This window comes from Gordonia sp. CPCC 205333 (genome assembly GCF_048537885.1).
GTDB lineage: Bacteria > Actinomycetota > Actinomycetes > Mycobacteriales > Mycobacteriaceae > Gordonia.
The window spans coordinates 1,099,515-1,126,247 of record NZ_JBCLVI010000001.1; the positions used below are offsets into that span (position 1 = coordinate 1,099,515).

Below are 26,733 nucleotides of genomic sequence, written 5' to 3' on the forward strand. Positions count from 1 at the left end.
GCCATGTGGTGATCTCATCCCGTTCGGATGGTCACCTGCCTCCCGGCACGGGCGACACTGGCAACTATGGACCCGTTGGACAGCGAGGAGCGCGCCGAGCTGGCGCGGTTGAGAGCGCAGGCCGCTCGTCCTCGGCCGCGCGGTAGGTCGATCATCGTCTGGTCGCTGGTGGTCTTATGCGGAGTGCTCGCACTGTTGGCGGTGTCAACCCGGTTTGTTCGTAGTCAGGTGCTCGACTCCGAACATTATGTGGCCACGGTCGCGCCGTTGGCGTGGGACCCGGCAGTCCAAGGGCAAATCGCCGATAGTGTCACCGATGCGATCGTCGGCCAGATCGATCTGAGTGCGCTGGTGGCCAACACGATGGCAGAGCTGAGCGAACTCACTCCGGCCGATCGTCCGCGCATCGACGCCGCACTCGCCAAGCTGGCGCCGCTGCTCGCCAGTCAGGCGGAAACCCTCATTCGGTCCACCGTGAATCAGTTCGTCGGCTCCGAGCAGTTCGCCGACCTGTGGGTCGCGGCCAATCGCGCGGCCCACCAGGCGCTCGTCGCGGCAGTCACCGGGCAAACCCCGCACGGTGCGGTCCGCATCGGTGACGACGGCACAGTCGCGATCGGATTAGGCCCCATCATCGATGCAGTCAAAGGCCTTCTCGCGCAACGGAATTTCGGATTCGCGGAGCAGATACCGGTGATCGACAAAGAGTTCGTTGTGTTCAGTTCGCCGCAATTGGCGCGGGCGCAGTCGCTGGTGCGCGTCCTCGACCGAGTGGCGACGATCCTGCCGTGGCTGGCGCTCGCTGCCGGAGCCGGGGCTATCGCGCTCAGCAGTCGCGGGCGACGTTGGCGCACACTGAGTCTCGTGGGCCTTGCGATCGTGACCGCGATGCTGTTGCTCGCGCTGGGCATTATGGTCGGTCGGGCCGTCTATCTCGGCGAGATCCCAACTGCCGCAATATCGCTCGATGCGGCGCGAGCGATCTTCGACACAACGATCATGCCGTTGCGTATCGCGTTGCGTGCGGTTGCCGCGGCCGGTCTGGTGGCGGTCATAGTGGGATTCGCCGCTGGCGGGTCGCGATCGGCTCGAAGATTGCGGTCCGGCATTGGTCGAGGTGTTGCCCTAGTGGGATCACGACGTTCGGACCGGGCACCCTCGGCGGTGGAAATGTGGGCATGGCAGACGCGCAACGTATTGCGGATCGCGGTCGTGCTGGTGGCCGCGGCGATCGTGATGTTCTGGCCATATCCGTCCGGAATGGTCGTCGTGTGGACGGTGATTGTGGCCTGCGTGGTGTTGGTCGGTCTCGAATTGCTTATCCAGCCGGCGCGGTGAGCGCCAATATAACTGCAAACCAACACAATTCACGGACTTGAAACAGGGTTGCGTTCGAGTCGACTGCCGCTGGTTTGGTCGACGCTGCCGCAGCACTTCTCAGCGGCGCCGGGAAGGTCCGAAGCGATGACGACTACATCTTCTTCAACCAACCTACGGGCCAGGTGTCGCGATCAGTGCCGCTCATGTGATCGACTTAGACCTCGACCTGATCCCGGCCGATGTGAACAGGGTTCTCATCACTGGGAGCACCGAAGCGCATGGCGTGAGTTTCGTTGCGGTGCAAGGCCTTTCTATCCAGATCAGCGGAGCATCGGAGCATCTGTTCCGGCCTTACGCCCTGACCGCCGAGACTGTGCTTGGCGTATCGATGCGATCGGTCAGGGCTATCAGGAAGGTCTGGCCGCGTTCGCGACCGATCACGGGATCATCGTCGATGAGCGGCAATGATCGCAATGCCTTCTGGGCGACTATCTCGATGATCGACGTGCAAGACGGAATTCTCACCGTCGAGGGGGAGGCGAGATACAGTCGAACACTTTCCGAAGCGATGCCCGGCATTGACTCGAAAGGTAAGAGGACGCGCGTGCGCCCAAGGGCGGCCGCGCGGCCAGAGCAAGAAGCGGAATAAGGGGCAGGGGTTGAGTCACTACGCGAGACGCTGCGCGTGAATCTAGAGTTTGCAATCGACTATTCTTTGTTCGGAATGGAAGCCCAGTAAGTCAAGCTGAGTTAGCGGATTGAGAATGTTGAAATGTGTAGCGGTATTGATCTCCTAATCAAGACCGCTCACTAACATTGGCGCTGTGAGCAGGAGGTTTGCAAAGTTGCAGGCTTTGCTGAAAACGCGATCCGCTGTGCCCTCAGCCCTCGGCGCCTACTCGCGTCATCGAAACAAGATTTAGTCCCAAAGTCTCGCATCGCGCCATGACGCCATATAGCTGTGGACTGTCATTAATGAGACAAGAGAACTCCGTCGCATTAGACTCCACTATTGTGCTCAGCGGATGAAATGTGGCAATCAGTTCCGGGCTTAGGGCTCCTTCGACTCGGAATCGATAGATGTCTGACATCGTCGCCACCTTGCCGCCGTCACATGATCAAACCCGTACTGATCAGCATTGCCCCGCAGGCCAAGCCTGAGGTCATGCGAAAAGGATGAAATCGGCCGTATGGATCGCGGAGAACGGTGGCGATGATGACGGATCGACTCAACGTGAGCCGAGGTTCGGTAAGGCTGACTCGTCCGGTGGCGCGCAACGTCGTATCCCGGCCGCGCGTCCTTGAGATATTCGATAATGCCCGGATACTCCCGTGTGTACTGCTCTGCGCGCCGGCCGGCTACGGCAAATCGTTGGCCGTCGCGTCATGGCTCGATGAGCGGGGCCTCAGCGATGCGGCGTGGGTGAATGTCGGCGCCATCGGAGATAACGAGTCGTCGATCTGGGCGGGGATCGTCGACGCGTTGGCCCGACGGGGCGACGATACCGATGAACTTGAAGAGGTCGTGGGTTTGGCGGACCGCGCGCCGAGCGAAGTTGCCCGACGCCTCGCCCGGTGGATAACCCAGCGGCCCGATGAGGTGATCATCGTGCTTGATGATCTCAACGGCGTCACTGGTGAGAAGATCCACGATCAAGTGGTCGAATTCATCGCCGCGGGTGGTCCGAATCTACATCTGGTGGCAATCACACGTCACGACCCGCCGTGGCCGCTGCATCGTATGCGGGCCGATGGGATGCTCATCGATATCCGCACTGATGTGCTGCGGTTCAACAACAATGAGGCGGGATCGCTGTTCGCACAACTCGATGTCGGATTGAGTGGTGACGAACTGACGGCCATTGTCGGGCGGACCGAAGGCTGGGCGGCCGGACTCAGGCTCGCGGCTCTCGGCCTAACCGGGGCTGACGATCCGACGGCGTTCATCGCGGACTTCTCCGGGTGTACCGGCTACATCGCCGACTATCTGATGAATGAGGTCTACCTCGGCCTGCCGAAGCGCTGGCAGGACTTCTTGGCCCGCGTGAGCACCGTGGATGAAGTCTGCCCGGATCTTGCCGCAGCGCTCGGCGGCGGACCGCACAGTTCCGACATCCTTTCCGAACTGTCACACCTCAACGCATTCATTCACGAACTCGGCGACCACCTTGGCTGGTATCGCATTCATCCACTCCTGTTGGATTTCTTGCGGTCGAGGGTGACCGACCGCCTTCGGCGCGTCGAGTTACACCGTGCCGCGGCCACTTGGTATCACGACCAGGATGAACCGTTGAGTGCGCTGCATCACGCGTTGTCTGGTGAGGACTGGTCGTTCGCCGCGGAGTTGGTCGGTATCAACGTCGTGACCTGGACGGTGCGGCAGTCGCCGATGGACCTCATCTCGATTCTGGCCGCTGTGCCGCGGGAAATGATGTTGCTGCATCCGGGCTTTGCCGTGGGAACCGCTGCGGCACAGGCGATGGCGGGTGCGGCGTCGGGACTACGCGAGTTGGCAGCAGCCACGCGAGCGGAGTTGCATCGGGTCGGCGAGGAAGAGCGACGACGGTACGAATTCTTACTCGATCTCATCGAATTGGGTGTAATGCGTTGGGCAGGAGACTTTTCCGGAGTTCTCGCCGGCTGTCGGGCGATGCCGACCGACGCCCGGGTCCTGGCCGGCCTCGGCATAGCCGACTGGTCGGCATTGCGGGTACTGCTGAAGAGCAATGCGGGTACTTGCGAGCTGTGGCTCGGCGACATCGCTGCCGCCCGCGGGCATCTGCTCGACGCCGCACAGCCGAGCCTCGGTGTGAAAGCCGTACTTCCGGTACATAACGCGCGGGCTCACCTTGCCTATTTGTGTTGGGAGGCAGGGGAATTGACTGCCTCCGCCAGATGGGCAGCCGAGGCGATAAGCGGGTTCGCCGCTGTCGGGATACCCGACGACTCGAGGCAGGCGGTTGCCTTCTTGGCGCTCGCCGGGGTTTCGCTTGATCGCGACGAACTCGACGAGTCGGCCCGCTGGCTTGACAAGGCCGCGTCGGCCGCCACAGACCCCGCGACCCTATTCGCAGTAGTCCTGATGCGGACGCAGTTGGCGCTAGCGATCGGTGACGCATACGGCGCGGCATCGATCCTGAGAACCGGACGATCGGAGATCGCCGAATCGATATTGCCGCCGTCGCTCATCGAAAACGCTGCTCGTGTCGACGAGGTCATCACGGTGAGGCTTGCCAGTAGCCGACATCCGAGCGGTCCGACCAACGTCCGCACCACACTCGCCAGCGCGGCCGCGCCGCGCCACCTACTCGAGGAGCTGCTAGATGACGTCGTCGCCGCGACGTCGCTGGGCGACAAGCTCGACGTCCTAGAACAGGCCCTGACATTCGCGAGTGATGTCGACCTCCGCCGCCCATTTCTGGCCCGCGAGAACGAGTTACGCATTTTGCTGTCGCAACGTATCGAGAACGGGACGTCGCAGACCGCGTTCGCACTGGATTTGTTGAGTCGGATGTCGGCGGCCGACATTCGTAGATCTGGATCGGCCGAACTGTTCGTTCCGCTCAGCGACCGGGAGATGAACGTGCTGCGGTACTTGGTCAGTTCGCTGACTACCGCCGAAATCGCTGATTCGCTGTACATCTCGGTAAATACCGTGAAGACCCACCAACGGTCGATCTACCAGAAGCTGGCGGCCAGTGGTCGACGCGAGGCCGTCGTCCGTGGTCGGGAATTGGGCCTCGTTTGAGACCTGTTCGGCTACGGCACGATGATCTCGAAGGCGGGGTCACCGGGATCGAGTACGCCGAATATTCGCGATAGGGCGGTCAGATCACCGTCGATGGTCAACCCCGCTGATTGTGCTCGGGGAAGATCGGCCATTGCCAGGGCGGCCAGCGCCGCTCTGGGGACGGTCAGCGTCGCGTCGACCGGCCCCGGCGAATCGGCGTTATGGCTGAATACACCGTTTCGCAGGCGGGTGCGCAGTACAGTCCCGTGGTCCGGAAAAACCCACCGCAGTGAGACATTGAGGTCCCATGCCCGCGGCCCGTCAATTTGAATAGCGACGGCGTCGAAGAACATCTCCGGAGCGAGGACGGCTAAGACATCGGTTGGCGAGCTGGCCGTCGGCGTTCCGAGATTGCCATTGCGCAACTCCGTCGCCGCAGACAGGTAGACATTTCGCCATGTTCCGTTCTCCGAGCCGAGTCCGAGTGCTTCCAAGGTCTCGGCAAACAGGGCGCGTCCTGCCGTATGGTTCGGTTGAGCGAAGATCACATGGTCGAGAACCTCTGCGGTCCAACGTAAATCGCCGTCCTCCTTAGACTTTCGGGCCTTGGCGACGACGGCATCGGCCCCGCCCATGAAATCCACGTAGCGCTTGGCGGCTTCGGCGGGGGCATGCCGCCAGAGTCGCGCGGGGTTGCCGTCGTACCACCCCATATATCGCTGGTAGATGGCTTTCACGTTATGGCTGAGCGAACCGTAGTAGCCGTGGGTCGACCACATCTTGTCCAGGGCCGGTGGCATCTCGATACGATCGGCGATTTCGGTACCGGTGTAGCCCTTATTGATCATGCGGACAGTCTGATCGTGCAGATAGCCGTAAAGGTCGCGTTGCGCTGCCAGGAAGCCGACGGCGCGGTCGTGATCCCATGTTGGCCAATGATGTGACGCGAAAACCACGTCGGTGTGGTCGCCGAACATTTCGATGGCCTCGCCGAGATAGTGAGCCCAGATATGCGCGTCCCGAACGACCGCGCCGCGCAAGGTCAAGATGTTGTGCAAGGTATGTGTGGCATTCTCAGCGATGCATAGAGCCCGGTGGTCGGGGAAGTGGAAATGCATTTCGGCCGGAGCTTCGGTACCCGGTGCGAGTTGGAAGACGATGCGCACACCGTCGATGGTCAGCTCCTGCCCGGTCTCGGTGATGTCGACGGTCGGCGGGATGAGCGTGACGGTTCCAGTCGAGGTGGTTTGACCAAGGCCCGCGCCAACACTGCCGTGCGGGGTGCGTGGCAATGCCGCACCGTACATATAGCCCGCCCGACGAGCCATCGCCGTTCCGACGTAGAGATTCTCCGCGATAGCCGGTTCGAGGAAGCCTGCGGGCGCGATGATCTGGACCCGACCGGCGTCGACGTCCGCCTGGGTAGTCACCCCTTTCACACCGCCGAAATGGTCGACGTGACAATGCGTGTAGATGACCGCTATGACCGGCCGGTCCCCGCGATGCTCGCGGTACAGTTTCAGCGCTGCCGCCGCGGTCTCGGTGGAGATCAGCGGGTCGATGATGATGATGCCGGTATCGCCTTCAACGAAGGTGATATTCGACAGGTCGAAGCCGCGCACCTGATAGATGCTGTCGAGGACCTTGAACAGGCCATGTTTGGCGACCAATTTCGACTGTCGCCACAGGCTGGGGTGAACCGTCGGTGGAGCCTCGCCGGCGATGAAATCGTATGAGTCGCAATCCCATACGACCTCACCCCGATCGTTGGTGATCGTTCCCGGTGACACCGAAGCGATGAATCCTCGGTGGGTGTCCTCGAAGTCTTGGGTGTCGTCGAACGGGAAGATCGATTCTGCGGACAAGGTGAGACCTCCAGCGAGTTCAGTGGGTGCGTCTTCCACGCTAGGGGCTGTCGGTACTCATTCTCCTCACCCGTTCGGGGTGAAGGTAACCCTAAAGAGACGGTCCGATAGCCTGAGCGGAGCAAATCGCCGTCCGTGAAGTTTTATTGGGGAGATAGATGACAATGGTGCGCAAATCTGACCCGACGGTCGATACCCTTAACGGAATCGACTTCAAAGTCGCTGATCTGTCGCTGGCCGACTTCGGCCGCAAAGAAATCGAACTCGCCGAGCATGAGATGCCCGGCCTGATGTCGCTGCGTCGTGAATACGCGGATGTGTTGCCACTCAAGGGCGCCCGAGTGTCCGGCTCACTGCATATGACGGTGCAGACCGCGGTCCTGATCGAGACTCTGACCGCGTTGGGTGCCGAGGTCCGCTGGGCGTCGTGCAACATTTTCTCAACCCAGGATCACGCCGCCGCGGCGATCGTCGTCGGGCCCAACGGCACCGTCGAGGAACCCAAGGGCGTGCCGGTCTTCGCGTGGAAGGGTGAGACCCTCGAAGAGTACTGGTGGGCCGCCGAGCAGATGCTCACCTGGCCCGACCAGCCCGCCAACATGATTCTCGACGATGGTGGTGATGCCACCATGCTGGTGCTGCGTGGCGCCGAGTTCGAGAAGGCCGGTGTGGTTCCGCCCGCCGACGACGCGAACTCCGCCGAATACAATGTCTTCTTGGAGTTGCTGCGCAACAGCTTTGAGGTCGACAAGACCAAGTGGACCAAGGTGTCCGAGTCGGTCAAGGGTGTCACCGAGGAGACCACCACCGGCGTGCTGCGGCTCTACCAGTTCGCCGCCGCAGGAGATCTCACCTTCCCGGCGATCAACGTCAATGACTCGGTCACCAAATCCAAGTTCGACAACAAGTACGGCACCCGCCACTCGTTGATCGACGGCATCAACCGCGGCACCGACGTGCTCATCGGCGGCAAGAAGGTGCTTATCTGTGGTTACGGCGACGTCGGCAAGGGCTGTGCGGAATCCTTGGCCGGTCAGGGCGCCCGCGTGCAGGTCACCGAAATCGACCCGATCAACGCGCTGCAGGCGCTGATGGACGGCTTCGACGTTGTGACCGTCGAAGATGCGATCGGCAACGCCGACATCGTCATCACCTCAACGGGCAACCTGGGCATCATCACCTTCGATCACATGAAGCAGATGAAGAACCAGGCCATCCTGGGCAATATCGGTCACTTCGACAACGAGATCGACATGGCCGGACTCGAAAACGCGCCCGGTGTCACCCGCGTCGTCGTCAAGCCGCAGGTCGATCAGTGGATCTTCGAAGACGGCCACAGCATCATCGTGTTGTCCGAAGGGCGTCTGCTCAACCTGGGTAACGCGACCGGGCACCCCTCGTTCGTGATGAGCAACAGTTTCTCCAACCAGGTCATCGCGCAGATCGAATTGTGGACTAAGCCCGACGAATACGACAACGAGGTCTACCGCCTGCCCAAACACCTCGACGAGAAGGTCGCACGTATCCACGTCGAAGCGCTCGGCGGCACGCTGACCAAACTCTCCAAAGAGCAAGCCGAATACATCGGCGTCGACGTCGAAGGCCCCTACAAGCCAGAGCACTACCGCTACTAACTCGGTAGTGAGCAATATCGGACGCACTAACGTTTAGGGTGGTGTCGTGGTCGAGATTCTGAGCAGCAGGTTGATCCTGCGCCCGACTGACTACAACACCACCCTTGCGTTTTACCGAGACCTGCTTGGACTGGCGATATTCCGTGAATATCCGGGCGGCACAGTCTTTTTCGCGGGACAGAGTCTCATCGAGGTTGCTGGCCACGGCAACTCGACGTCGACGGGGTTCAGCGGGGCGATCTGGTTGCAGGTGCGCGACGTCGGGGTCACGGCCGAGCAGTTGCGCGCCGCCGGCGTCGACATCACCCGCGCCGCACAGACCGAACCGTGGGGTCTGATCGAGATGTGGATCGCCGATCCCGACGGAGTGCAGATCGTCCTCGTCGAGGTGCCGGAGAACCATCCGCTGCGGCGCGATCTTCGCTGAGAATAGCTTCACCGAACTAATTCTTTTCGGCGCGACCGCGAAGCGAAACGAATCGTGGCAGGCTGTGCCGATGACTTCTTCCTCTTCATCACAGGCGGGCGCGACCACCCCGCCGGACGGGCTCGATGCCCGCGTCCTGAAGATCGCCGGAGTGGTGATTATCGGCGCGATCATGTCGATCCTCGACATCACCGTTGTCAACGTCGCGATCCCAACCTTCCAGGATGTCTTCTCGACCAGTTACACCTTCGCGGCCTGGTCGATGACGGGTTACACCCTCGCGCTGGCAACGGTGATTCCGTTGACTGGCTGGGCGGCCGATCGGTTTGGTACCAAGCGCCTGTACATGCTCGCGCTGGTGTTGTTCGTACTCGGCTCGGTGCTGTGCAGCACTGCGTGGAATATTCAGTCGCTCATCGGATTTCGGGTAATTCAGGGGCTCGGCGGCGGCATGCTCATGCCGCTGGCCATGACGATCATGACGCAAGCCGCCGGCCCGGACCGTGTTGGGCGGGTGATGGCGATCATCGGCATACCTATGCTGCTCGGCCCCATCGGCGGACCGATTCTGGGTGGCTGGCTGATCGAAGACTTCAGTTGGCATTGGATCTTTCTGATCAACGTGCCGATCGGCATCGTCGCACTCACTCTCGCCGCGCTCGTGCTCGAGCCCGACAACCCGCAGCCATCACAATCCTTCGACTTCCTCGGCATGCTGCTCGCCTCGCCGGGACTCGCGCTATTCCTGTTCGGAGTGTCGTCGATCCCCGGCGAAGGCCGGGTGATCGCGGTCAAAGTCCTGCTGCCCGGCATCGTCGGACTTGTGCTGTTGGCTGGCTTCGTTTTCCATGCGTTGCGCACCGAGCATCCGCTGATCGACCTGCATCTGTTCAAGAATCGTGACCTGACTTTCGCGGTGCTGACCATGCTGTTCTTTGTCATGGCGTTCTTCGGCGCTGCGCTCTTGTTGCCCACGTATCTGCAGCAGGTACGCGGGGTGTCAACGCTGACCGCAGGTCTGTTGATCGCTCCGCAGGGGCTCGGCGCGATGATCACGATGCCGATAGCCGGGCGGCTGGTCGACAAGATCGGGCCCGGGCGCATTGTCCTGACCGGAGTCGTCGTCATCTGCATCGGACTGTCGTTCTTCACCACGATTGGTGCGGATACGCCGATGGTCGCGATCGAATGCGCGCTGTTTGTCATGGGACTCGGTATGGGTGCCACCATGATGCCGACGATGACTGCCGCTCTGGCGACCCTCAATCATCAGCAGGTCGCGCGTGGTTCGTCGCTGATGAATATCGTCAACCAGACCGGTAGTTCGATCGGTACGGCGACGATCGCAGTCGTTCTGACGACGCTGCTGGCGCGTCACGAATTCGCGCGGCCAGCCATTGCGGCACAGATGAATCCGGCACTGGAGGCGAAGATTCCGCCGAAGATCTTCAACGAGGGTCTTGATCAGGCGGCGTCGGCGTTCGCGCACACCTGGACGGTGTCGTTATGTCTGGTTGTGGTGACGCTGGTGCCCGCGTTCTTCCTGCCGAGACATAAGCCGAAACAGTCGAGTGCGGTTGACGGGATGCGTCCGATCGTCGAGTGACGAGGGTCGGGGGTCGGGGCCGGGGCTGGGTTTCGAGTTCGTCTCACTGCGTCTCGATACACCGAAACTCGCAAGCTCGTTTCGGCACTCGACGACCGGAGGGGCTCGTTTCGGCACTCGACGATCGGAGGGCTCGTTTCGGCACTCGACGACCGGAGGGGCTCGTTTCGGCACTCGACGATCGGAGGGCTCGTTTCGGCACTCGACGACCGGAGGGGCTCGTTTCGGCACTCGACGATCGGAGGGCTCGTTTCGGCACTCGACGACCGGAGGGGCTCGTTTCGGCACTCGACGATCGGAGGGCTCGTTTCGGCACTCGACGACCGGAGGGGCTCGTTTCGGCACTCGACGATCGGAGGGCTCGTTTCGGCACTCGACGACCGGAGCTATTTGGTTGGTCGAGTGCCGTCGTGCGAGCTTGCGAGCCCGGCGGTGTATCGAGACTGGTGACGTGTCTTCGGAAGCCAAGTGGCGGTGCGCTCGACGATCGGATCAGATGCCGGTCAGTTCCTCGATCACCGGATCGTCTGCTTCGCCGTTCGTCACCGACCACGGTGAAAACCATTGTGCCGCAGCCAAAGAGCGATAGGCGAAGTCGACCCGGGTTTGAAGATCGTCGTCGCGTTCGTAAGCGTCACGTGCCCGCGACGCATCCGACTCTGCCCGCCCGCGGGCCCGCTCGGCTGCCACCGAGGTCGGAACCCCAAGGAACACTTGGTGATTGGGAACCGGCAGGCCGAAACGCCCGAACTCGAGGTCGGCTACCCAAGTTACCGCAGAACCGTCCACCGGCTCGCCTAATCGTGCAGCGCTGTACGCCGCGTTCGACGCGACGTAGCGGTCGAGGATGACGATGTCGTGCGCGACGACGTCGGCGCGGATCTGAGCGGCGGCATCGGCACGGTCCAGCGCGAACAGCATTGCCATGGCGTAAGCCGAGGAGGCGAGGTCGCCGTGGCGTCCGTGTAGCGCCTCGGCGGCGATGTCGGCGGTAACCGCCGTTCCGTAACGCGGAAAGGCGAGAGTTGACACCGACATCCCGCGCGCCCGCCAGCCGGCGACCAGTGATGTCACCAATGTGTTCTTGCCTGCGCCGTCGAGGCCTTCCACCGCGATGAGTTTTCCCACGCCCTAAATCGTAAGGTGGCATGCTCGGGCGCATGGTGTTGCACGTCCAAACGACCCTCGAACCTGTCGGCCCCGCCACCGCGATCGAGCTGACCGACGCCCAAGTCGACGACCTCGGCGGTGGGAAACGAGCCGCGGTTCTGGTGACGATCGGAGCGCGTCAGGCGCGGTTGCGCCTGGCAGTGATGGGCGGCGCGAACCTAATCGGACTGTCCAAGGCGGCACGCGCCCAACTTGGTGTCGATATTGGTGACACCGTCGATGCCGCAATCGAACTCGACGCCGCGGCCCGTACGGTCCAGGTGCCCGACGATCTGGCCGCGGCGCTGGCGGAAGCATCGTTGCGATCGGCGTTCGACGCCCAGACCTACACCCGCCGCAAGGAAGGTGCGCGGTCAGTCGCCGAGGCCAAACGGCCCGAGACCCGCCTTCGACGCATCGAGAAGGTCATCGCGGAGTTGAACCAGGGTGCTGGCTGATATGGATGCATTGCGGCCGGCGGATATCGGCCCGCGCGGCGTGCCGTCCGGACAAGAGGTCACGGGAATGTCACCATATGATCATGAAGCCACGCATCCTTGTCGTCGATGATGACGCCGCGCTCGCGGAGATGTTGACAATCGTGTTGCGCGGCGAGGGTTTTGAACCGTTCGTCGTCGGTGATGGAACGCAGGCGCTCACCGCGGTCCGGGAGATTCGCCCCGACCTGGTCCTGCTCGACCTGATGCTGCCCGGCATGAACGGTATCGACGTGTGTCGGGTGCTGCGTGCCGACTCGGGTGTCCCGATCGTGATGCTCACGGCCAAATCCGACACGGTCGACGTCGTGTTGGGCCTGGAGTCCGGTGCCGACGATTACATGGTCAAACCCTTCAAGCCGAAGGAACTAGTCGCACGCGTACGCGCCCGTCTGCGTCGCACCGACGATGAACCGGCCGAAATGCTGTCCATCGGACCCGTTGAGATCGATGTTCCCGCCCATAAAGTCACCCGCGATGGTGTGCCTATCTCGTTGACTCCGTTGGAGTTCGATCTACTCGTCGCGCTGGCCCGCAAGCCACGTCAGGTGTTTACTCGTGACGTGCTGCTCGAACAGGTTTGGGGCTACCGTCATCCCGCCGACACCCGACTCGTCAACGTGCATGTCCAGCGGCTGCGCGCGAAGGTCGAGACGGACCCGGAGAATCCTGAAGTAGTGCTCACGGTGAGAGGGGTCGGCTACAAGGCCGGACCGCCGTGATCTCTCGCCCGCGATTCGGGCCGAGACGCCGCGTCAACTCAACTTTTGGCCGCATCACCCGTGCGGCCGGTCGAGTGGGGCGCGGCTTCGGCCATGTATGGCGACGTTCGCTTCAACTGCGCGTAGTTGTTTCTACGTTGGCCTTGTCGTTCGTCGTGATCCTGATTCTGGGTTTCGTACTGATTTCACAGATCACCGACCGCCTGCTCGACGCAAAACTTGCTGCGGCTACCGAGGAAATCGACCGGGCGCGGGTTGCCGTCGAACGTGGACTCACCGCATCCGATGCCAGTTCGTCGGTCCAGGTGCGATTGCGGCAAACTCGTGCGTTGCTCACCGAGCGTGACAGTGACTCGTCGCAGACCACCGGTGCGGTGGGTGCATTCGACATTGTGTTGCTGGTCCCTGGCAGTGGCGGCGCGACCGACTCCGGCGTCGGCCCGACGTCGGAGATTCCGACCACCTTGCGGGCGATGGTGCAGGGCGGACAGGTGGCCTATCAGTACTCGACGGTCGCTGCCGAGGGCGGCAGTTCCGTGTCGGCCCTGATTATCGGCACACCGACCAATTCCGCGGTATCCGGGCTGGAGTTGTATCTGGTCTTCCCGTTGACCAACGAAGCCAATACGGTCTCCCTGGTGCGCGGCACCCTGCTCACCGGCGCGATCGTGCTGCTTGGGCTATTGGCCGCGATCGCCTGGCTGGTGTCGCGGCAAGTCGTGCTCCCGGTTCGCTCGGCGTCGAGGATCGCCGTGCGATTCGCCGACGGCCGACTCAAGGAACGAATGCCGGTCCGCGGTGAGGACGATATGGCCCGGCTAGCTATGTCGTTCAACGATATGGCCGAGAGTTTGTCCAAACAGATCACCCACCTCGAAGAATTCGGCGGACTGCAACGCCAATTCACCTCCGACGTCAGCCATGAACTGCGTACTCCGCTCACTACCGTTCGGATGGCCAGCGATGTGCTCTACGAATCACGTGACGATCTTGAGCCGGTACTCAAACGATCGGTTGAACTGCTCAACAAGGAGATCGACCGATTCGAGACGTTGCTTGCCGAACTGTTGGAAATTTCGCGACACGACGCCGGGATGGCCGAGCTGGCATCGGAGCGGATGGACATGCTCATCCCGATCGAAGGAGCATTGGCGACCGTCACCCATCTGGCCGCCGAATCCGATACCGAACTGGTCCTCGACTTCCCGCGCGAACCGGTGATCGCCGAGATTGATCCGCGCCGAATCGAGCGCGTGCTGCGAAACCTGCTGGCCAACGCGATCGACCACGGCGAGCACAAACCGGTCACGTTGACCATGCGTTCGGACGGTGACGCGGTCGCCCTGACCGTCCGCGACCTGGGCATCGGTTTACGTCCCGGTGAAGAGCGCCTGGTGTTCAACCGATTCTGGCGATCTGATCCGTCTCGGTTCCGACGATCCGGTGGTACCGGACTCGGCCTGGCGATCAGCGTGGAAGACGCACGCCTGCATCAGGGACGGCTAGAAGCTTGGGGGGAGCCCGGGAAGGGCGCGAACTTCCGGTTGACCTTGCCATTGGTACGCGGTCACAAGGTGCTCGGTTCGCCGTTGCCGCTCAAGCCGACGTCGGCGCGCGGTGGACGCGCCGCACCGTCGGGAGGTCCCAAGTGACATTTCGTTCGACCGTACTGCGCCTGGTGATCGGATGTGCCGTCGTGGTGCTCGGGCTGTCTGGATGTGCTTCGATCCCAACCGATTCAGCGCCGCAGCCGGTTCAGCCGTTCAACCGGCAAGTGCCGACGAGTGCATTGCCGACGCCGCAGAATGACATGGATCCCGAGGCGCTGGCACGTGCGTTCCTGCGGGCCACCGCCGATCCGCGGAACGCCCATGCCTCGGCCCGAGCTTTCCTCACGCCGACGGCGGCCAAGCAATGGGACGATCGCGGCGACACCGTGGTGCTCGACGACGCATCACTGCTCGTCGACGAGCGCACCGACACGTCGGTCACCATGCGGCTGATCGCGGACAACAGCGGCATCTTGAAGGTCAACGGACAACTTCTACCCGCGAACGGTCGGGTGGAAACCACCATGACGATGACGCGGACAACCGCCGGCTGGCGGATCGACGGTGCGCTGCCGTCGGGTGTCATGCTCGACCGTCGGCAGTTCGAGTCGACCTATCGGCTGGCGATGCTGTACTTCACCGATCCGCCGGCGGCCTTGTCGGGTGCGGGCAATGCGCGCCTGACACCTGATCCGCGGTGGTTCTACCTGGGTAACTACATGCCGACCGATCTGCTCTCCCGGTTGATCGCCGGCCCGACGTCGGAGCTCGACGGAGCAGTGGAGAGTTCCTTCCCCTCTGGCGCCCGGTTGAATGGCCGTGCCCAGGTGATCCGCGGCGCCGGGATGAAGGTAGATTTCGGCGGGCTGGGTGAGATGTCGGGGTCGGCGAGGAATCTGCTTGCCGCGCAGGTGATTTGGACTCTGCACGACGCCGATGTCGCCGGTCCGTATACGCTGACCGCCGACGGCGGTCCGCTGGTGCCCGGCCACTCGGACGAGTGGCGTATCACGGATGTGGAATCGTCGAATCCCAATGCGGTGCAACAGACATCGGTTGGTCTCAACGTCTTGCGCGCGGGGGCGCTTTACACCATCAACGACCAGGGAGCTTCGCCGGTGGCTGGCCCGCTGGGGACCGATCGACATCTGATGGCCGCGGCGATTTCCGCAGATGGAACTCGAGTCGCGGCGGTGCAACAGTCGGCTGATTCGCCCCGCGTCACGCTGCTTGCCGGCGCATACGGCGGCACGGTGAGCCCGCTGGCCAGTGGTGCGACTATCTCACGGCCCAGCTTCGGGCCGAATAACTACACGGTCTGGGCGGTGGTCGACGGGAAACCGACCCAGTGGGTATTTGCCGACAGCGGTACCCGGGTCACCGTTGCCGACGCGTCGTCGATTGCGACTGTCCTGCGTGGACCGATTGCCCAGCTGAAAGTGTCACCCGACGGCGCGCGCGCGGCGCTGCTGGTCTCCGGGCAACTGTTGTTTGCTTCGATTGTGACGTCGCCCGACGGCTCAATTGCGCTGACGTCGCCGCGGATCGCCGCCTATAACCTCGGCAACGATTCCACCGGAATCGACTGGGCGACTCCGACGACATTGATGGTTGCTCGTGATACTCCGGAGGCGCCGGTCGCGCAGGTCTCGATCAGCGGGTTGCCCGCGGTGGGATTACTCAGCGGCAATCTGACTCCACCGCTGCGCTCTGTCGCGGCGAATGCCACGACCGTCTATGTTGGCGATGCCCGTGGCGTTCTGCGATTGGGGAGCACCGACGGACAGCCGGACCGTTCGTGGACCGAAGTCGACGGCGCGATGTCGCCAGATGCGATGCCGGTGTTGCCGGGCTGACTGCGGCGTCCTCATGCGCCGGCCACCACAGCGGCGCACAGTATGGAAATGCCATGTGCAGCAAGAATTCTGACTGATTCGGCTGCGGTTGCCCCGGTGGTGAGCACGTCATCGACGAGGACGAAGGGGCGATCGTGGAGGCCGGACGGTATCGCTCGTATTCGGATCGCGCCGGACATATTCGACGCGCGGTGCCGGGCGTCGAGCCCCATCGAGTCACGTGCCGATCCGGCGGTGTGCAACAGCGGGGTGACCGACACCCCGGGACCGAGTCGTGCTGCGGCGACCCGCGCGAATGCGGTGACGGTGTCGCCGCCGCGGCGGCGGGCGGCGAGCGTCCGGGTAGGTGCGGGGACGAGGTTCAGGTGGCGCGCATCGGGCAGCTCTGACCACTGCGCGAGCGTGCCGAGCATGGCGGCGAGCGCGTCACCGATCGGCACCGCCAGGTCCGAACGGCGGTGCTCCTTCATCGCCAGTACCGAGGTCGCGAAGGGGGCGCGGTAGCGGCCCAGTGCCCATACCGGCACCCCGACGTCGATCCGCGGCGTCAGTTCGATCGGGGCGTCGCGTATCCGCGTATTGCAGCGGTCGCACCACCGGGTGCCAGTTCGTCCGCAGCCACCGCAGTCGATCGGCACGATGAGATCAGATAGCGCCGTGAGCATCCGCATGTACACAGATTCTCCCGACGACGGTTCGCGTGATTGTCGACGATGCGATGGTTGTCCACAACGTCATCGAATTGGGCAAAACTGTGGATATCGGGCATGGGTTGGCCGCCGGTCGGTGTCTTGGAAAACACAGTTGAGACATACGTGGTTGGAAACGTGGCCGATTGGCAAACTTCGGGCTACGGTCGTAGGCAACACATCGATCGCCGATGTTTGCGTGTGTGCTCCCCAGGAGGTGATGCCGCTGCAACTGAGCGTCAGCCGTCGGCTGCCGCGTTACCGAGTCCAGTGCTGCGCTAGGCGTGAAAGATATTGCGCGACAATTGCTTTCAATCACTCACGAATCAGCGTTGAGAGCGCGGAGTTTCGCTGGACGGTACAACAAGGAGGAGAGTGAATGTCGACAGTCATCCACCGCAAGGGTCACCGTGAATCCAAGGTCGCAGAACCGCGACCCAGCGAAGCGGAGGTGGTAGCCAAGGCTTTCGAACCCCCGCAGGGGCTGGTGGAAGCCACCGAGCCTGTCCAACCCGAGGCCACGGTTACGTACAACGGCCGCAACGTCGAAATACCCGATCACTACCGAATCTATGTCGGCGACAAGCTTGCGCGGCTTGAGCGCTACGACTCCAAGATTTCCCGATTCGACGTCGTGCTGTTCCACGAACGCAATCCGCGCCAGGCCAAGGCGTCACAGCAGGTGGAGATCACCGCGACCGGCAAGGGGCCGGTGGTGCGTGCCCAGGCATGTGGTGAGAATTTCTACGCGTCCCTGGAATCCGCGCTGGACAAACTGGATTCGCGCCTGCGACGGGTCAAGACCCGTCGTGAGGTCCACTACGGAAATCGCACCCCCAAGTCGGTTGCCGAGGCGACCAGTACGACGGTCGAGGCTGATCTCGCAGCGCTCGCGGCGACGAATGGCAACGCTAGCGGATTGGTCGACACCGAGTGGGATGACGGCGTTGCCCCGCACACGCCGGGCCAGATTGTGCGGATCAAGGAGCATCCGGACAATCCGATGACCGTCGATGACGCGCTCTACGAGATGGAATTGGTCGGACACGACTTCTTCCTCTTTCACGACAAAGAGACAGATAAGCCGTCGGTGGTCTATCGCAGGCATGCGTTCGACTACGGACTGATCAGACTGTCCTAGCAACTCATCTGATATCGGCGGCCGTGGAGCTCAGCGCTCTGCGGCCGTCGATGTATTCGATTGTCGGACAACGTGATCGGGCATCATCGCGCCGCGCCGACCAGCCGGCGTCGGAACCGTTTGTGTACCGCTTGCCGGCTGACGCCCAGTGCCGCCGCGATGGCCTCCCAGCTGACTTTTTGTTCTCGCAGTGCCAGTACCAGGAAGTACTCCTCACGTTCGAGTTCGCCGCGTTGATCGGCAATGGAACGCAATTTCTTCAGGCGGGTGACCGGGTCGTCGTCCGAGGGTCCGTCTGCGTCGAAGGCCGTTTTGGTCATGCTGTCATCCTAGGTTGACAGAGTGAGTTTGTCATCCAAAGTTGACGGTCGGAGGAGGCCGCGCCGCGCCGCCTGCGCAGCATCGCTGAGTCGACCCGTACCATGTCATGGGGTCTGTTGATCAACCGTGCGTATCGGGTGGGCGGCAGACGAGAAACTTTCTCAGCAAGAAGTCAACTAGAGGGATTACCAGTGCTCAACAAGCTGCTCCGGGTCGGCGAAGGTCGAATGGTCAAGCGATTGGATGCGATCGCATCGCATGTCGAGTCGCTTTCGGACGAGATCGAAGCGCTGACGGACGAAGAACTTCGCGGCAAGACCGACGAGTTCAAGGAGCGCATCGCCGACGGTGCCTCGCTAGATGAGTTGCTGCCCGAGGCATTCGCCGTGGCGCGGGAAGCGGCATGGCGAGTCCTCGACCAGAAACACTTCCATGTGCAGATCATGGGTGGCGCGGCCCTGCACTACGGCAATATCGCCGAGATGAAGACCGGTGAGGGTAAGACCCTGACCTGTGTACTTCCGGCATATCTCAACGCGCTTTCCGGCGACGGCGTTCATGTCGTCACCGTGAACGACTACCTGGCCAAGCGTGACTCGGAGTGGATGGGTCGCGTCCACCGGTTCCTCGGCTTGGAGACCGCGGTGATTCTCACCGGAATGAGCCCGGATGCGCGCCGGGTCGCCTACGCGGCCGACATCACCTATGGAACCAACAATGAGTTCGGCTTCGACTACCTGCGCGACAATATGGCGCATTCGTTGGAGGAGCTCGTCCAGCGCGGCCATAACTTCGGCATCGTCGACGAGGTCGACTCGATCCTCATCGACGAGGCTCGCACGCCGCTGATCATCTCCGGACCGGCCGAAGGTTCGAGTAAGTGGTACACCGAGTTCGCCCGACTCGCTCCGATGCTCAAGCGCGACGAACACTACGAAGTAGACATCAAGAAGAAGACCATCGGTGTCCACGAGGCCGGTGTCACCCTGGTCGAGGACCAGCTCGGCATCGACAACCTCTACGAGGCAACCAACTCGCAGCTTGTCAGCTACCTGAATAACGCGATCAAGGTCAAAGAACTCTTCCAGCGTGACAAGGACTACATCGTCCGCAAGGGCGAGGTCGTCATCGTCGATGAGTTCACCGGGCGTGTCCTCGATGGTCGGCGTTTCAACGAGGGTCTGCACCAGGCGATCGAGGCCAAAGAAGGCGTCGAGATCAAGGCGGAGAACCAGACTCTTGCCACGATCACCCTGCAGAACTACTTCCGGCTCTACGACAAACTCGGCGGCATGACCGGTACCGCGGAGACCGAAGCTGCCGAATTCGACCAGATCTACAAGCTGGGCGTGCTGCCAATCCCGACCAATAAGCCGATGATCCGCAAGGACCAGACGGACTTGATCTATAAGACCGAAGAGGCGAAATTCGACGCCGTCGTCGACGACATCACCGAGCGTCACGAGAAGGGCCAACCAGTCCTGATCGGTACTACCAGCGTCGAACGTTCGGAGTATCTGTCGCGTCAGCTAGAGCGTCGGGGTATTCCGCACACCGTGCTCAACGCGAAATTCCACGAACAGGAAGCGCAGATCATCGCCGAGGCCGGCCGCACCGGCGCGGTGACGGTTGCCACCAACATGGCCGGCCGTGGCACCGACGTCGTGCTCGGCGGTAACCCCGACATCATCGCCGACACCCGTCTGCGTAAGGCCGGACTCGACCCGGTGCACACTCCCGAGGAATACGAAAAGGCTTGGGAAGAAGCAATTTCCGTCGCCCGGGAGAATGCCGCGGACGAGGCGGAGAAGGTACGCGAAGCCGGCGGCCTCTACGTTCTGGGCACTGAGCGGCACGAATCGCGCCGCATCGACAACCAGCTACGTGGCCGGTCGGGACGTCAGGGCGACCCGGGCGAATCCCGGTTCTACCTGTCGCTCGGTGACGAGTTGATGCGCCGCTTCAACGGTGCCGCGCTGGAAGCGATCATGAACCGCGTCAACCTGCCCGACGACGTGCCCATCGAAGCGAAAATGGTCACCAAGGCCATTCGCAGTGCGCAGACGCAGGTTGAGCAGCAGAACTTCGAGGTGCGTAAGAACGTCCTCAAATACGACGAAGTGATGAACGAGCAGCGCAAGATCATCTACGGCGAGCGCCGCACCATCCTGGAGGGCCAGGACCACGGTGAACAGGTACAGCAGATGATCGACGACGTTGTGGGCGCGTATGTCGAAGGTGCCACCGAGGTCGGCTACGCCGAGGACTGGGATCTGGACGAACTGTGGTCGGCGCTTAAGTCGCTGTATCCGATCAACCTCGATCCCAAGAAGGTCGTCGGTGAGAATGAATACGGCGAGCGTGAGGATGTCAGCGCGGAGGATCTCAAAGAGGTGCTGCTCGCCGACGCGCACGCCGCCTACGATCGCCGCGAGGAAGAGATTTCCGAGATCGCCGGTGACGGTGCCATCCGACAGCTTGAGCGGTCCATCCTGATGAGCGTCCTTGACCGCAAATGGCGTGATCACCTCTACGAGATGGACTATCTGCGCGAGGGAATCCACTTGCGCTCGATGGCGCAACAGGATCCTGTCGTGGAATACCAGCGCGAGGGATTCGACATGTTCAGCGGCATGCTCGAGGGACTCAAAGAGGAAACCCTCGGGTTCCTGTTCAACGCGCAGGTTGAGGTCGAGGCGCCGGCAGAGCCGACGCTGAACGTGCCGACCGGTCGCGCCGAGCCGCTGTTGCCGGGTGCCCCGGAGCCGGTGACGGTTGAGAAGGGCGACAAGACCGAGGCGCCCGCGGCACTGCGAGCGCGGGGCGTCGCCGAGCCAACCGAGGTGCCGATGACCTATTCCGGTCCAGCCGAAGATGGCGGCACCGAGGTGTCGTCGCAGGCAGAGGAGACCGAAGATCCCGCGTTGGCCGCTGCGAGTCGTCGGGAACGTCGGGCCGCGGCCCGATCCGGGACGAAGACGTCGACCAAACCGCCCAAGTCGAAGAAGAAGCGTCGCTGACCGAAATATCTTCACGATAGGTGGAACCGAACGGCGGGTTCGCCGCGTCAGATAGTGCATGGAAACGACGCACCTGCTGGCTCGGCCCGCGCCGCGCTACGAACACTCCGGGCACTGGTACGGTTCGCCGCAGCTCGGCTTATCGGTGGAGCTGGTGGCGCCCGCAGCGCGTGCGTCACGACCGTCCGCCTCGGCGGAGCGTGCACCAGAGCCGACCGCGCGCGATGCCAGAACGTTCGTCGTATCTGCGATGACGCAGGTGCTCGAAGTCCTCGACCGCCGTCGACCCGTGGCACGAGTGGCGGAATTGGTAGTGCCGCATGTCGTGGACCAGATCATCGCACTGCAGCGGATCTACGAGGTTGCGGCGGCCGGCGCTGAATCCGCGCCGTCAACCGCAGCCCTACGGCGGGTTCATATTCAAATGTGCGGGCCGGGCGAAGCTGAGTTCTTCGGCAATTACCTGCGCGGGGAGCGGGTACTCGCTTTCGCCGGACGGGTTGAGCACGTGTCGCAGCGGGTTCGTAAGACGCCCGGCACAGAGCCGTATCGGCGGTCGAAGCGTACCGAGTTGCGTTGGCGGATAAGGTCGATCGCACTGGGATAGTCGATGTAGTTCCAGGCCACCGACTAAGATCGGGTTTCATCATGGTGAATCGACTGTCCCCGCGCGATGCGATGTTCTACTTTCTCGACGAAGCGGGTTCGACGACACATCTGGGCGCATTGATCGTGCTGGAGAAGATCGCACCAGACGAGACTGATTCGTCGGCGGCTCCGGAATTGGACTACCCGAGTTTAGTCACCCTGGTCGAGAATCGGCTGCAGTTTGTTCCGCACTATCGGCAGATGGTCAAAACGGTGACATTGGGCCTGGCTCGCCCGGTGTGGGTGGACGATCCCGGGTTCGACATCAATTTCCACGTTCGCCGCGCGGGCCTGCCCCGGCCGGGTGGATATGAGCAGTTACACGATCTGGTCGGCCGGATCATGTCGAGGCCACTCGACCGCAAACGTCCGTTGTGGGAGCTGTATTTGATCGAAGGTATCTCCGACGGCAGGTTGGCGATACTCACCAAGACCCATCGAAGTCTGATCAACGGTGTCGATTCGCTGGAAATCAGTGAAGTGCTCCTTGATCGTGATCGAGCGCCGCGGGCATTTACCGAAGATTTGTGGATGCCGGGGTCGGTGCCCGGTGATGTCTCCCTGGCGATGGGGGCGGTCGCCGATGCACTCGCACGACCGGGGGAGATGGTCGACGCACTGGTCAGCGGCAACGGCCCGGTATCTGATTTCCGTTCTCGCGCACAAGAATCGGTACGTACAGTCGGCGGATTCGTCCAGCAGGCGATCAGCGGAGCGCCGGAAAGTCCGTTGAACAACGCGACGACGTCGACGCGGAGTTTCACCGCGGCATCGGTCTCATCGACCGATTGCGCTCTCATCGCCCAGCGGTACGAATGCACGATCAACGACGTTCAGTTGGCGGTGATCACCGGGGTGATGCGACGGTGGATTCTGTCGTCGACCGATATCCTCCCGGGCGGCATGTCGATCCGGGTGGCATTGCCGCTATCCGCGCGTGGGGCTGACGAACCGGTCGACGTGGATGCGTCGCCGAGTTGGTTCGCCGACGATGCGCGCGGCTTTGTCACCGATCTTCCAGTGGCAGAAGCCAATCCGATGGTCCGCCTCGCGCAAGTCGCTGGTTTGGCCAATCGGTATGCGCATTCCTCTCGACGGCAGGCTCAGGGGGCACAGCCATTTTTGCCCGAGCTTGGCATGGTGCCGTTCGCCGACTTCAGTTCGAGACTGTTCAGCAGCTTCAGCCAGCGGACCTACAATTTGCCGATCGCCATTGCCGAACAGCCGATTTCGCGGCGATACCTCTCCGGTTGGGAGGTCGTCGAGTTCTATCAGGTGCCAGTTCTGTTGGCGCAGCGGGCGTTGGCGGTCAGCGTGGTGGTCTACGCGGACCGCGTTCAGTTCGGCTTCCTCGGCGACCGTGGAGTGCTCGCCGATCTACCCTCGCTGGCAGGCTATGTCACCGAATCGTTCGACGAGTTGCTGGCCGCGTCGCGTAACGCCACACCGAGTGAAAGTTGAGATGTAGGACGTATGAGGGTTTATCTGCCGGCAACACTGGAAATGCTGACGAGTCTGTCTGGAGCAGGGGAGTTCCGGCCGGTCGGTGGCACGGCATTCGCGGTGACCCCGACCCTGCGTGAGGCGTTCACCGCGGGCGACGATGACGAACTGGCCGAGGTGGCGATGCGGGAGGCTGCTCGTGCCTCGTTGCGGCTGTTGGCGGCGCAAGATGCCGGTGAATTGCCGATCCGCCGCGCGGTGGTTTCGGCCGACGTCGACGAGGCCACCTTGCGACCGGACCTCGACGACGCGGTGGTCAAGGTTGTCGGTCCCATCCCGCTGAAATCCATTGCGGCAGTTCATGTCGACGGCGCCGACGCCGAAGAAGCGGTGCGTCGGGCGAGTGACGTCGTCGACCAGGCCGACTTAGGTGACGAGGATGCCGAGTTGGCGATCGGTGATGCCGAGGACTTCGACCTGGGCTGGTATGCGACCCAGGAACTGCCGTTCTTACTCGAGTTGTTGTAGGGCGGCCAGGCTCATCTTCGCCGGGCGTGGGGTCCGCTGGATTTGAGGTAACCTACGGAAGCGTAACCTCTACTGGTCTGCGCGAGAAGGAAGGTTGTCATGGGTTGGCTCGAGGCTTTCGAAGCGCCGGTCGAAGGGGTCGCCGCTCGGTATCGCGGCACGCATTGGGCGCGCGCTGCCCTCGCCCGGATCACCACGCCGTTGCTTCCCGACGACTATCTGCACCTGGCGAATCCGCTGTGGTCGGCGCGCGAACTGCGCGGCAAGATCGTCTCGGTCACGCCGGAGACCGACGACACCGCGACCCTGGTGATTCGGCCTGGTTGGGGATTTTCCTTCGACTATCAGCCTGGCCAATACATTGGCATCGGCGTACTCGTCGATGGCCGATGGACGTGGCGCTCCTATTCACTGACCTCGACGCCGGCGACGTCGGACGGTGGGCAGGCGAAGACGGTCGCGGTGACCATCAAAGCGATGCCGGAGGGGCGGTTGTCCTCGCATCTGGTTAACGGTGTGCGGCCCGGTACCGTCGTGCGTCTGGCAGCTCCGCAGGGCGAGTTCGTCCTGCCCGATCCGCTGCCCGAGACGATTGCATTCATCACCGCGGGCAGCGGCCTGACGCCGATCATCTCGATGCTGCGCACAATGCGACATCGCAACCAGCGCACCGACATTCGCGTGATTCACTCGACGCCGACGTCGGAATCGCTGCTATTCGCCGACGAACTCGCCGGGTACGCGAGCGACGGCCTCATCGACCTTCACGTCCAATACACCCGGACCGATGGCAAACTCACCGAGCAGCGTCTCGAGCAACTCTGTGCGGATTGGCGAACCCGGCAGACGTGGGCATGCGGCCCGAGCGGTTTCCTCGATCTGCTGCACCGAACCTGGCGAGATGCCGACGTCGAAGACCGACTTCATATCGAACGCTTCGCATTGGAACGGGGCGCTGTCGGCGCGCAGGGCGGCACGGTCACTTTCGGCCGCGGTGGTAAGGAGGTCGCGGTGGATGGCGCGACCACCCTGCTGGAAGCCGGCGAAGAGGTAGGTGTGCTCATGCCGTTCGGTTGTCGGATGGGGATCTGTCAAAGCTGCGTTGTCATGCTCGACAAGGGGTGCGTGCGCGATCTGCGCAGCGGGGCCGAGCATGTGGAGGGTGAGCGAATCCAGACTTGTGTGAGTGCGGCCGCGGGCGATTGCACGTTGGACGTCTGACCAATCGCCCATCGCTTGCGGCCTGTACCTACGGTCGCGTAACCTACGATTGCGTAGGTTACGACGAAGTAGGTAGGAGGATCACCTTCCGTGGCAATCTCAGACATCCTCGAATACGCGCACCTCTCGCATAGTGACATCGAGGCACTCGGTGCCGAACTCGACGCGATCCGCGCCGACATCGAGGCCGATCGCGGCGAACGCGACGCCCGCTACATTCGCAACACCATCCGCTTCCATCGCGGTCTGGAACTCACCGGGCGCGCGCTGATCTTCGGATCGACCCGGCGCTCGATGTGGTGGGCCGGCGCAAGCGCGCTCGGCATCGCCAAGATCATCGAAAATATGGAACTCGGCCACAATGTGATGCATGGCCAATGGGATTGGATGAACGATCCCGAGGTGCATTCGACGAGTTGGGAGTGGGACAACACCGGACCCTCGGCGCACTGGAAGCACACCCACAACTACATCCATCACAAGTACACGAATGTCCTCGGCATGGACGACGACGTTGGCTATGGCCTGCTCCGCGTCACTCGCGATCAGCGTTGGCGCCCGTTCTACCTCGGCAACATCTTCTACAACACCCTGCTCGCGATGTTCTTCGAATATGGCGTAGCCGCACAGCATTTGGAGCTCGGGCGTAAGCGTAAGACCGAGGCGGACCGACTCGCTCTCAAACGCGACCTCGCCGACGTCGGCACCAAGGTTGGCCGTCAAATCGGCAAGGACTACGTCGTATACCCGGCGGCGGTTGGGCTCGTAAAGCGGTCACCCAAAGCCGCCACCAAGGCGATGACCGCCAATCTGCTGGCGAATATCATCCGCAATGTGTGGACCAACGCGGTCATCTTCTGCGGTCATTTTCCCGACGGTGCGGAGAAATTCACCAAGAAGGATATGGCGGGTGAGTCGCAGGCGCAGTGGTACCTGCGTCAGATGCTCGGCAGTGCGAATTTCCGGTCCGGCCCGGTGCTCGGGTTCATGAGCGGCAACCTGTCGTATCAGATTGAGCACCACCTGTTCCCAGACTTGCCGAGCAACCGGCTGGCGGAGATCTCGGTCCGGGTACGCGCGCTGTGCGAGAAATATGACCTGCCTTACACCACCGGCAGCCTGCCGGTGCAGTACGCCAAGTCGTGGCGCACCATCGCCAAGCTATCGCTGCCGAATAAGTACCTGTCCGCGACCAGTGACGATGCCCCGGAAACGGCGTCCGAGCGGCGTTTCGACAACCTTGGCGCCGACGACAAGCGGCTGTTTCGCACCATTGACTCGACGACCGGGCGGCGTCGTGGCCTGCGTTCGGCGATCGCCGCGGTGCGCTCGGGTGCCAACGCGAAATCGGCGGCCTGATCAGAAT

21 protein-coding genes are annotated in these 26,733 nt (G+C 62.4%); 16 read left to right on the plus strand and 5 right to left on the minus strand.

Going from position 1 to position 26,733, the window contains the following annotated elements; translation table 11 throughout:
* Window positions 1-66 precede the first annotated feature (66 nt).
* Complete coding sequence (locus AAFP29_RS05075) at window positions 67-1,338, plus strand: hypothetical protein (RefSeq protein WP_419216213.1); 1,272 nt, start codon at window positions 67-69, stop codon at window positions 1,336-1,338.
* A 333-nt stretch (window positions 1,339-1,671) separates the two neighbouring features.
* Here the strand turns inward: AAFP29_RS05075 and AAFP29_RS05080 are convergent, their stop codons facing one another.
* On the minus strand, window positions 1,672-1,899 hold the full coding sequence (locus AAFP29_RS05080; RefSeq protein ID WP_419216214.1) for a hypothetical protein: 228 nt from the start codon (window positions 1,897-1,899) through the stop codon (window positions 1,672-1,674).
* Between the two features lie 637 nt (window positions 1,900-2,536).
* Here AAFP29_RS05080 and AAFP29_RS05085 point away from each other — a divergent pair.
* On the plus strand, window positions 2,537-5,068 hold the full coding sequence (locus AAFP29_RS05085) for a LuxR C-terminal-related transcriptional regulator (RefSeq protein ID WP_419216215.1): 2,532 nt from the start codon (window positions 2,537-2,539) through the stop codon (window positions 5,066-5,068).
* A gap of 11 nt (window positions 5,069-5,079) precedes the next feature.
* On the opposite strand, the gene AAFP29_RS05090 is transcribed toward AAFP29_RS05085, so the two are convergent.
* The gene (locus AAFP29_RS05090; protein ID WP_419216216.1) at window positions 5,080-6,915 is read right to left on the minus strand and encodes an alkyl/aryl-sulfatase; all 1,836 of its coding nucleotides are present in this window, start codon (window positions 6,913-6,915) and stop codon (window positions 5,080-5,082) included.
* 158 nt (window positions 6,916-7,073) lie between these two features.
* Here AAFP29_RS05090 and ahcY point away from each other — a divergent pair, with 158 nt between their 5' ends.
* The 3 genes from ahcY (at window position 7,074) to AAFP29_RS05105 (ending at window position 10,582) form a co-directional block, all read left to right on the plus strand.
* Window positions 7,074-8,549, plus strand: coding sequence for an adenosylhomocysteinase (gene ahcY / locus AAFP29_RS05095; protein ID WP_419216217.1), 1,476 nt, complete (start codon window positions 7,074-7,076; stop codon window positions 8,547-8,549).
* 46 nt (window positions 8,550-8,595) lie between these two features.
* Entirely contained in the window at window positions 8,596-8,976 is a 381-nt protein-coding gene (locus AAFP29_RS05100; RefSeq protein WP_419216218.1) for a VOC family protein, read from the plus strand.
* 70 nt (window positions 8,977-9,046) lie between these two features.
* Window positions 9,047-10,582, plus strand: coding sequence for a DHA2 family efflux MFS transporter permease subunit (locus AAFP29_RS05105; protein ID WP_419216219.1), 1,536 nt, complete (start codon window positions 9,047-9,049; stop codon window positions 10,580-10,582).
* Window positions 10,583-11,074: 492 nt separating this feature from the next.
* Here AAFP29_RS05105 and AAFP29_RS05110 read toward each other — a convergent pair whose 3' ends face one another.
* Window positions 11,075-11,710 carry a dTMP kinase gene (locus tag AAFP29_RS05110; protein ID WP_419216221.1) on the minus strand — a complete coding sequence of 212 codons (636 nt, stop codon included), beginning with the start codon at window positions 11,708-11,710 and terminating at the stop codon, window positions 11,075-11,077.
* 32 nt (window positions 11,711-11,742) lie between these two features.
* On the opposite strand from AAFP29_RS05110, the gene AAFP29_RS05115 reads away from it, so the two are divergent.
* The 4 genes from AAFP29_RS05115 to AAFP29_RS05130 all read left to right on the plus strand — a co-directional run bounded on the left by AAFP29_RS05115 (window position 11,743) and on the right by AAFP29_RS05130 (window position 16,356).
* A complete protein-coding gene (locus AAFP29_RS05115) occupies window positions 11,743-12,189 on the plus strand; it encodes a YdeI/OmpD-associated family protein (protein ID WP_419216222.1) in 447 nt (148 codons plus the stop codon).
* An 83-nt stretch (window positions 12,190-12,272) separates the two neighbouring features.
* Window positions 12,273-12,950 carry an MtrAB system response regulator MtrA gene (mtrA, locus tag AAFP29_RS05120; protein WP_040524131.1) on the plus strand — a complete coding sequence of 226 codons (678 nt, stop codon included), beginning with the start codon at window positions 12,273-12,275 and terminating at the stop codon, window positions 12,948-12,950.
* The gene (mtrB, locus tag AAFP29_RS05125) at window positions 12,947-14,602 is read left to right on the plus strand and encodes an MtrAB system histidine kinase MtrB (protein ID WP_419216223.1); all 1,656 of its coding nucleotides are present in this window, start codon (window positions 12,947-12,949) and stop codon (window positions 14,600-14,602) included. Before mtrA ends, mtrB begins: the two co-directional genes overlap by 4 nt.
* The gene (locus tag AAFP29_RS05130; protein WP_419216224.1) at window positions 14,599-16,356 is read left to right on the plus strand and encodes an LpqB family beta-propeller domain-containing protein; all 1,758 of its coding nucleotides are present in this window, start codon (window positions 14,599-14,601) and stop codon (window positions 16,354-16,356) included. Before mtrB ends, AAFP29_RS05130 begins: the two co-directional genes overlap by 4 nt.
* An 11-nt stretch (window positions 16,357-16,367) precedes the next feature.
* On the opposite strand, the gene AAFP29_RS05135 is transcribed toward AAFP29_RS05130, so the two are convergent.
* On the minus strand, window positions 16,368-17,027 hold the full coding sequence (locus AAFP29_RS05135; protein WP_419216225.1) for a ComF family protein: 660 nt from the start codon (window positions 17,025-17,027) through the stop codon (window positions 16,368-16,370).
* Between the two features lie 397 nt (window positions 17,028-17,424).
* Between AAFP29_RS05135 and hpf the strand changes: the two genes are divergently transcribed.
* Complete coding sequence (gene hpf / locus AAFP29_RS05140) at window positions 17,425-18,186, plus strand: ribosome hibernation-promoting factor, HPF/YfiA family (protein ID WP_419216226.1); 762 nt, start codon at window positions 17,425-17,427, stop codon at window positions 18,184-18,186.
* 83 nt (window positions 18,187-18,269) lie between these two features.
* Here hpf and AAFP29_RS05145 read toward each other — a convergent pair whose 3' ends face one another.
* Window positions 18,270-18,506 (minus strand): helix-turn-helix transcriptional regulator, encoded by a 237-nt coding sequence (locus AAFP29_RS05145; protein ID WP_419216227.1) that lies wholly within the window; start codon window positions 18,504-18,506, stop codon window positions 18,270-18,272.
* Window positions 18,507-18,698: 192 nt separating this feature from the next.
* On the opposite strand from AAFP29_RS05145, the gene secA reads away from it, so the two are divergent.
* The 6 genes from secA to AAFP29_RS05175 all read left to right on the plus strand — a co-directional run bounded on the left by secA (window position 18,699) and on the right by AAFP29_RS05175 (window position 26,726).
* The gene (gene secA / locus AAFP29_RS05150) at window positions 18,699-21,527 is read left to right on the plus strand and encodes a preprotein translocase subunit SecA (protein WP_419216228.1); all 2,829 of its coding nucleotides are present in this window, start codon (window positions 18,699-18,701) and stop codon (window positions 21,525-21,527) included.
* A gap of 58 nt (window positions 21,528-21,585) precedes the next feature.
* Window positions 21,586-22,134, plus strand: coding sequence for an Rv3235 family protein (locus tag AAFP29_RS05155; protein WP_419216229.1), 549 nt, complete (start codon window positions 21,586-21,588; stop codon window positions 22,132-22,134).
* A 41-nt stretch (window positions 22,135-22,175) separates the two neighbouring features.
* On the plus strand, window positions 22,176-23,636 hold the full coding sequence (locus AAFP29_RS05160) for a wax ester/triacylglycerol synthase family O-acyltransferase (protein ID WP_419216230.1): 1,461 nt from the start codon (window positions 22,176-22,178) through the stop codon (window positions 23,634-23,636).
* Between the two features lie 12 nt (window positions 23,637-23,648).
* Window positions 23,649-24,146: a DUF6912 family protein gene (locus tag AAFP29_RS05165; protein ID WP_419216231.1), complete on the plus strand. Its 498-nt coding sequence runs from the start codon at window positions 23,649-23,651 to the stop codon at window positions 24,144-24,146.
* 99 nt (window positions 24,147-24,245) lie between these two features.
* Window positions 24,246-25,367: a ferredoxin reductase gene (locus AAFP29_RS05170; RefSeq protein ID WP_419216233.1), complete on the plus strand. Its 1,122-nt coding sequence runs from the start codon at window positions 24,246-24,248 to the stop codon at window positions 25,365-25,367.
* A gap of 90 nt (window positions 25,368-25,457) precedes the next feature.
* Window positions 25,458-26,726: a fatty acid desaturase family protein gene (locus AAFP29_RS05175; RefSeq protein WP_419216234.1), complete on the plus strand. Its 1,269-nt coding sequence runs from the start codon at window positions 25,458-25,460 to the stop codon at window positions 26,724-26,726.
* Window positions 26,727-26,733 lie beyond the last annotated feature (7 nt).

Bases quoted from the DNA above. Each gene is read 5' to 3' on its own strand.
- AAFP29_RS05075 (WP_419216213.1), top strand. From the start codon at position 67: ATGGACCCGTTGGACAGCGAGGAGCGCGCCGAGCTGGCGCGGTTGAGA.
- AAFP29_RS05080 (WP_419216214.1), bottom strand. From the start codon at position 1,899: ATGCCGGGCATCGCTTCGGAAAGTGTTCGACTGTATCTCGCCTCCCCC.
- AAFP29_RS05085 (WP_419216215.1), top strand. From the start codon at position 2,537: ATGACGGATCGACTCAACGTGAGCCGAGGTTCGGTAAGGCTGACTCGT.
- ahcY (WP_419216217.1), top strand. From the start codon at position 7,074: ATGACAATGGTGCGCAAATCTGACCCGACGGTCGATACCCTTAACGGA.
- AAFP29_RS05105 (WP_419216219.1), top strand. From the start codon at position 9,047: ATGACTTCTTCCTCTTCATCACAGGCGGGCGCGACCACCCCGCCGGAC.
- AAFP29_RS05115 (WP_419216222.1), top strand. From the start codon at position 11,743: ATGGTGTTGCACGTCCAAACGACCCTCGAACCTGTCGGCCCCGCCACC.
- mtrA (WP_040524131.1), top strand. From the start codon at position 12,273: ATGAAGCCACGCATCCTTGTCGTCGATGATGACGCCGCGCTCGCGGAG.
- AAFP29_RS05135 (WP_419216225.1), bottom strand. From the start codon at position 17,027: ATGCGGATGCTCACGGCGCTATCTGATCTCATCGTGCCGATCGACTGC.
- hpf (WP_419216226.1), top strand. From the start codon at position 17,425: ATGTCGACAGTCATCCACCGCAAGGGTCACCGTGAATCCAAGGTCGCA.
- AAFP29_RS05145 (WP_419216227.1), bottom strand. From the start codon at position 18,506: ATGACCAAAACGGCCTTCGACGCAGACGGACCCTCGGACGACGACCCG.
- AAFP29_RS05155 (WP_419216229.1), top strand. From the start codon at position 21,586: ATGGAAACGACGCACCTGCTGGCTCGGCCCGCGCCGCGCTACGAACAC.
- AAFP29_RS05160 (WP_419216230.1), top strand. From the start codon at position 22,176: ATGGTGAATCGACTGTCCCCGCGCGATGCGATGTTCTACTTTCTCGAC.
- AAFP29_RS05165 (WP_419216231.1), top strand. From the start codon at position 23,649: ATGAGGGTTTATCTGCCGGCAACACTGGAAATGCTGACGAGTCTGTCT.
- AAFP29_RS05170 (WP_419216233.1), top strand. From the start codon at position 24,246: ATGGGTTGGCTCGAGGCTTTCGAAGCGCCGGTCGAAGGGGTCGCCGCT.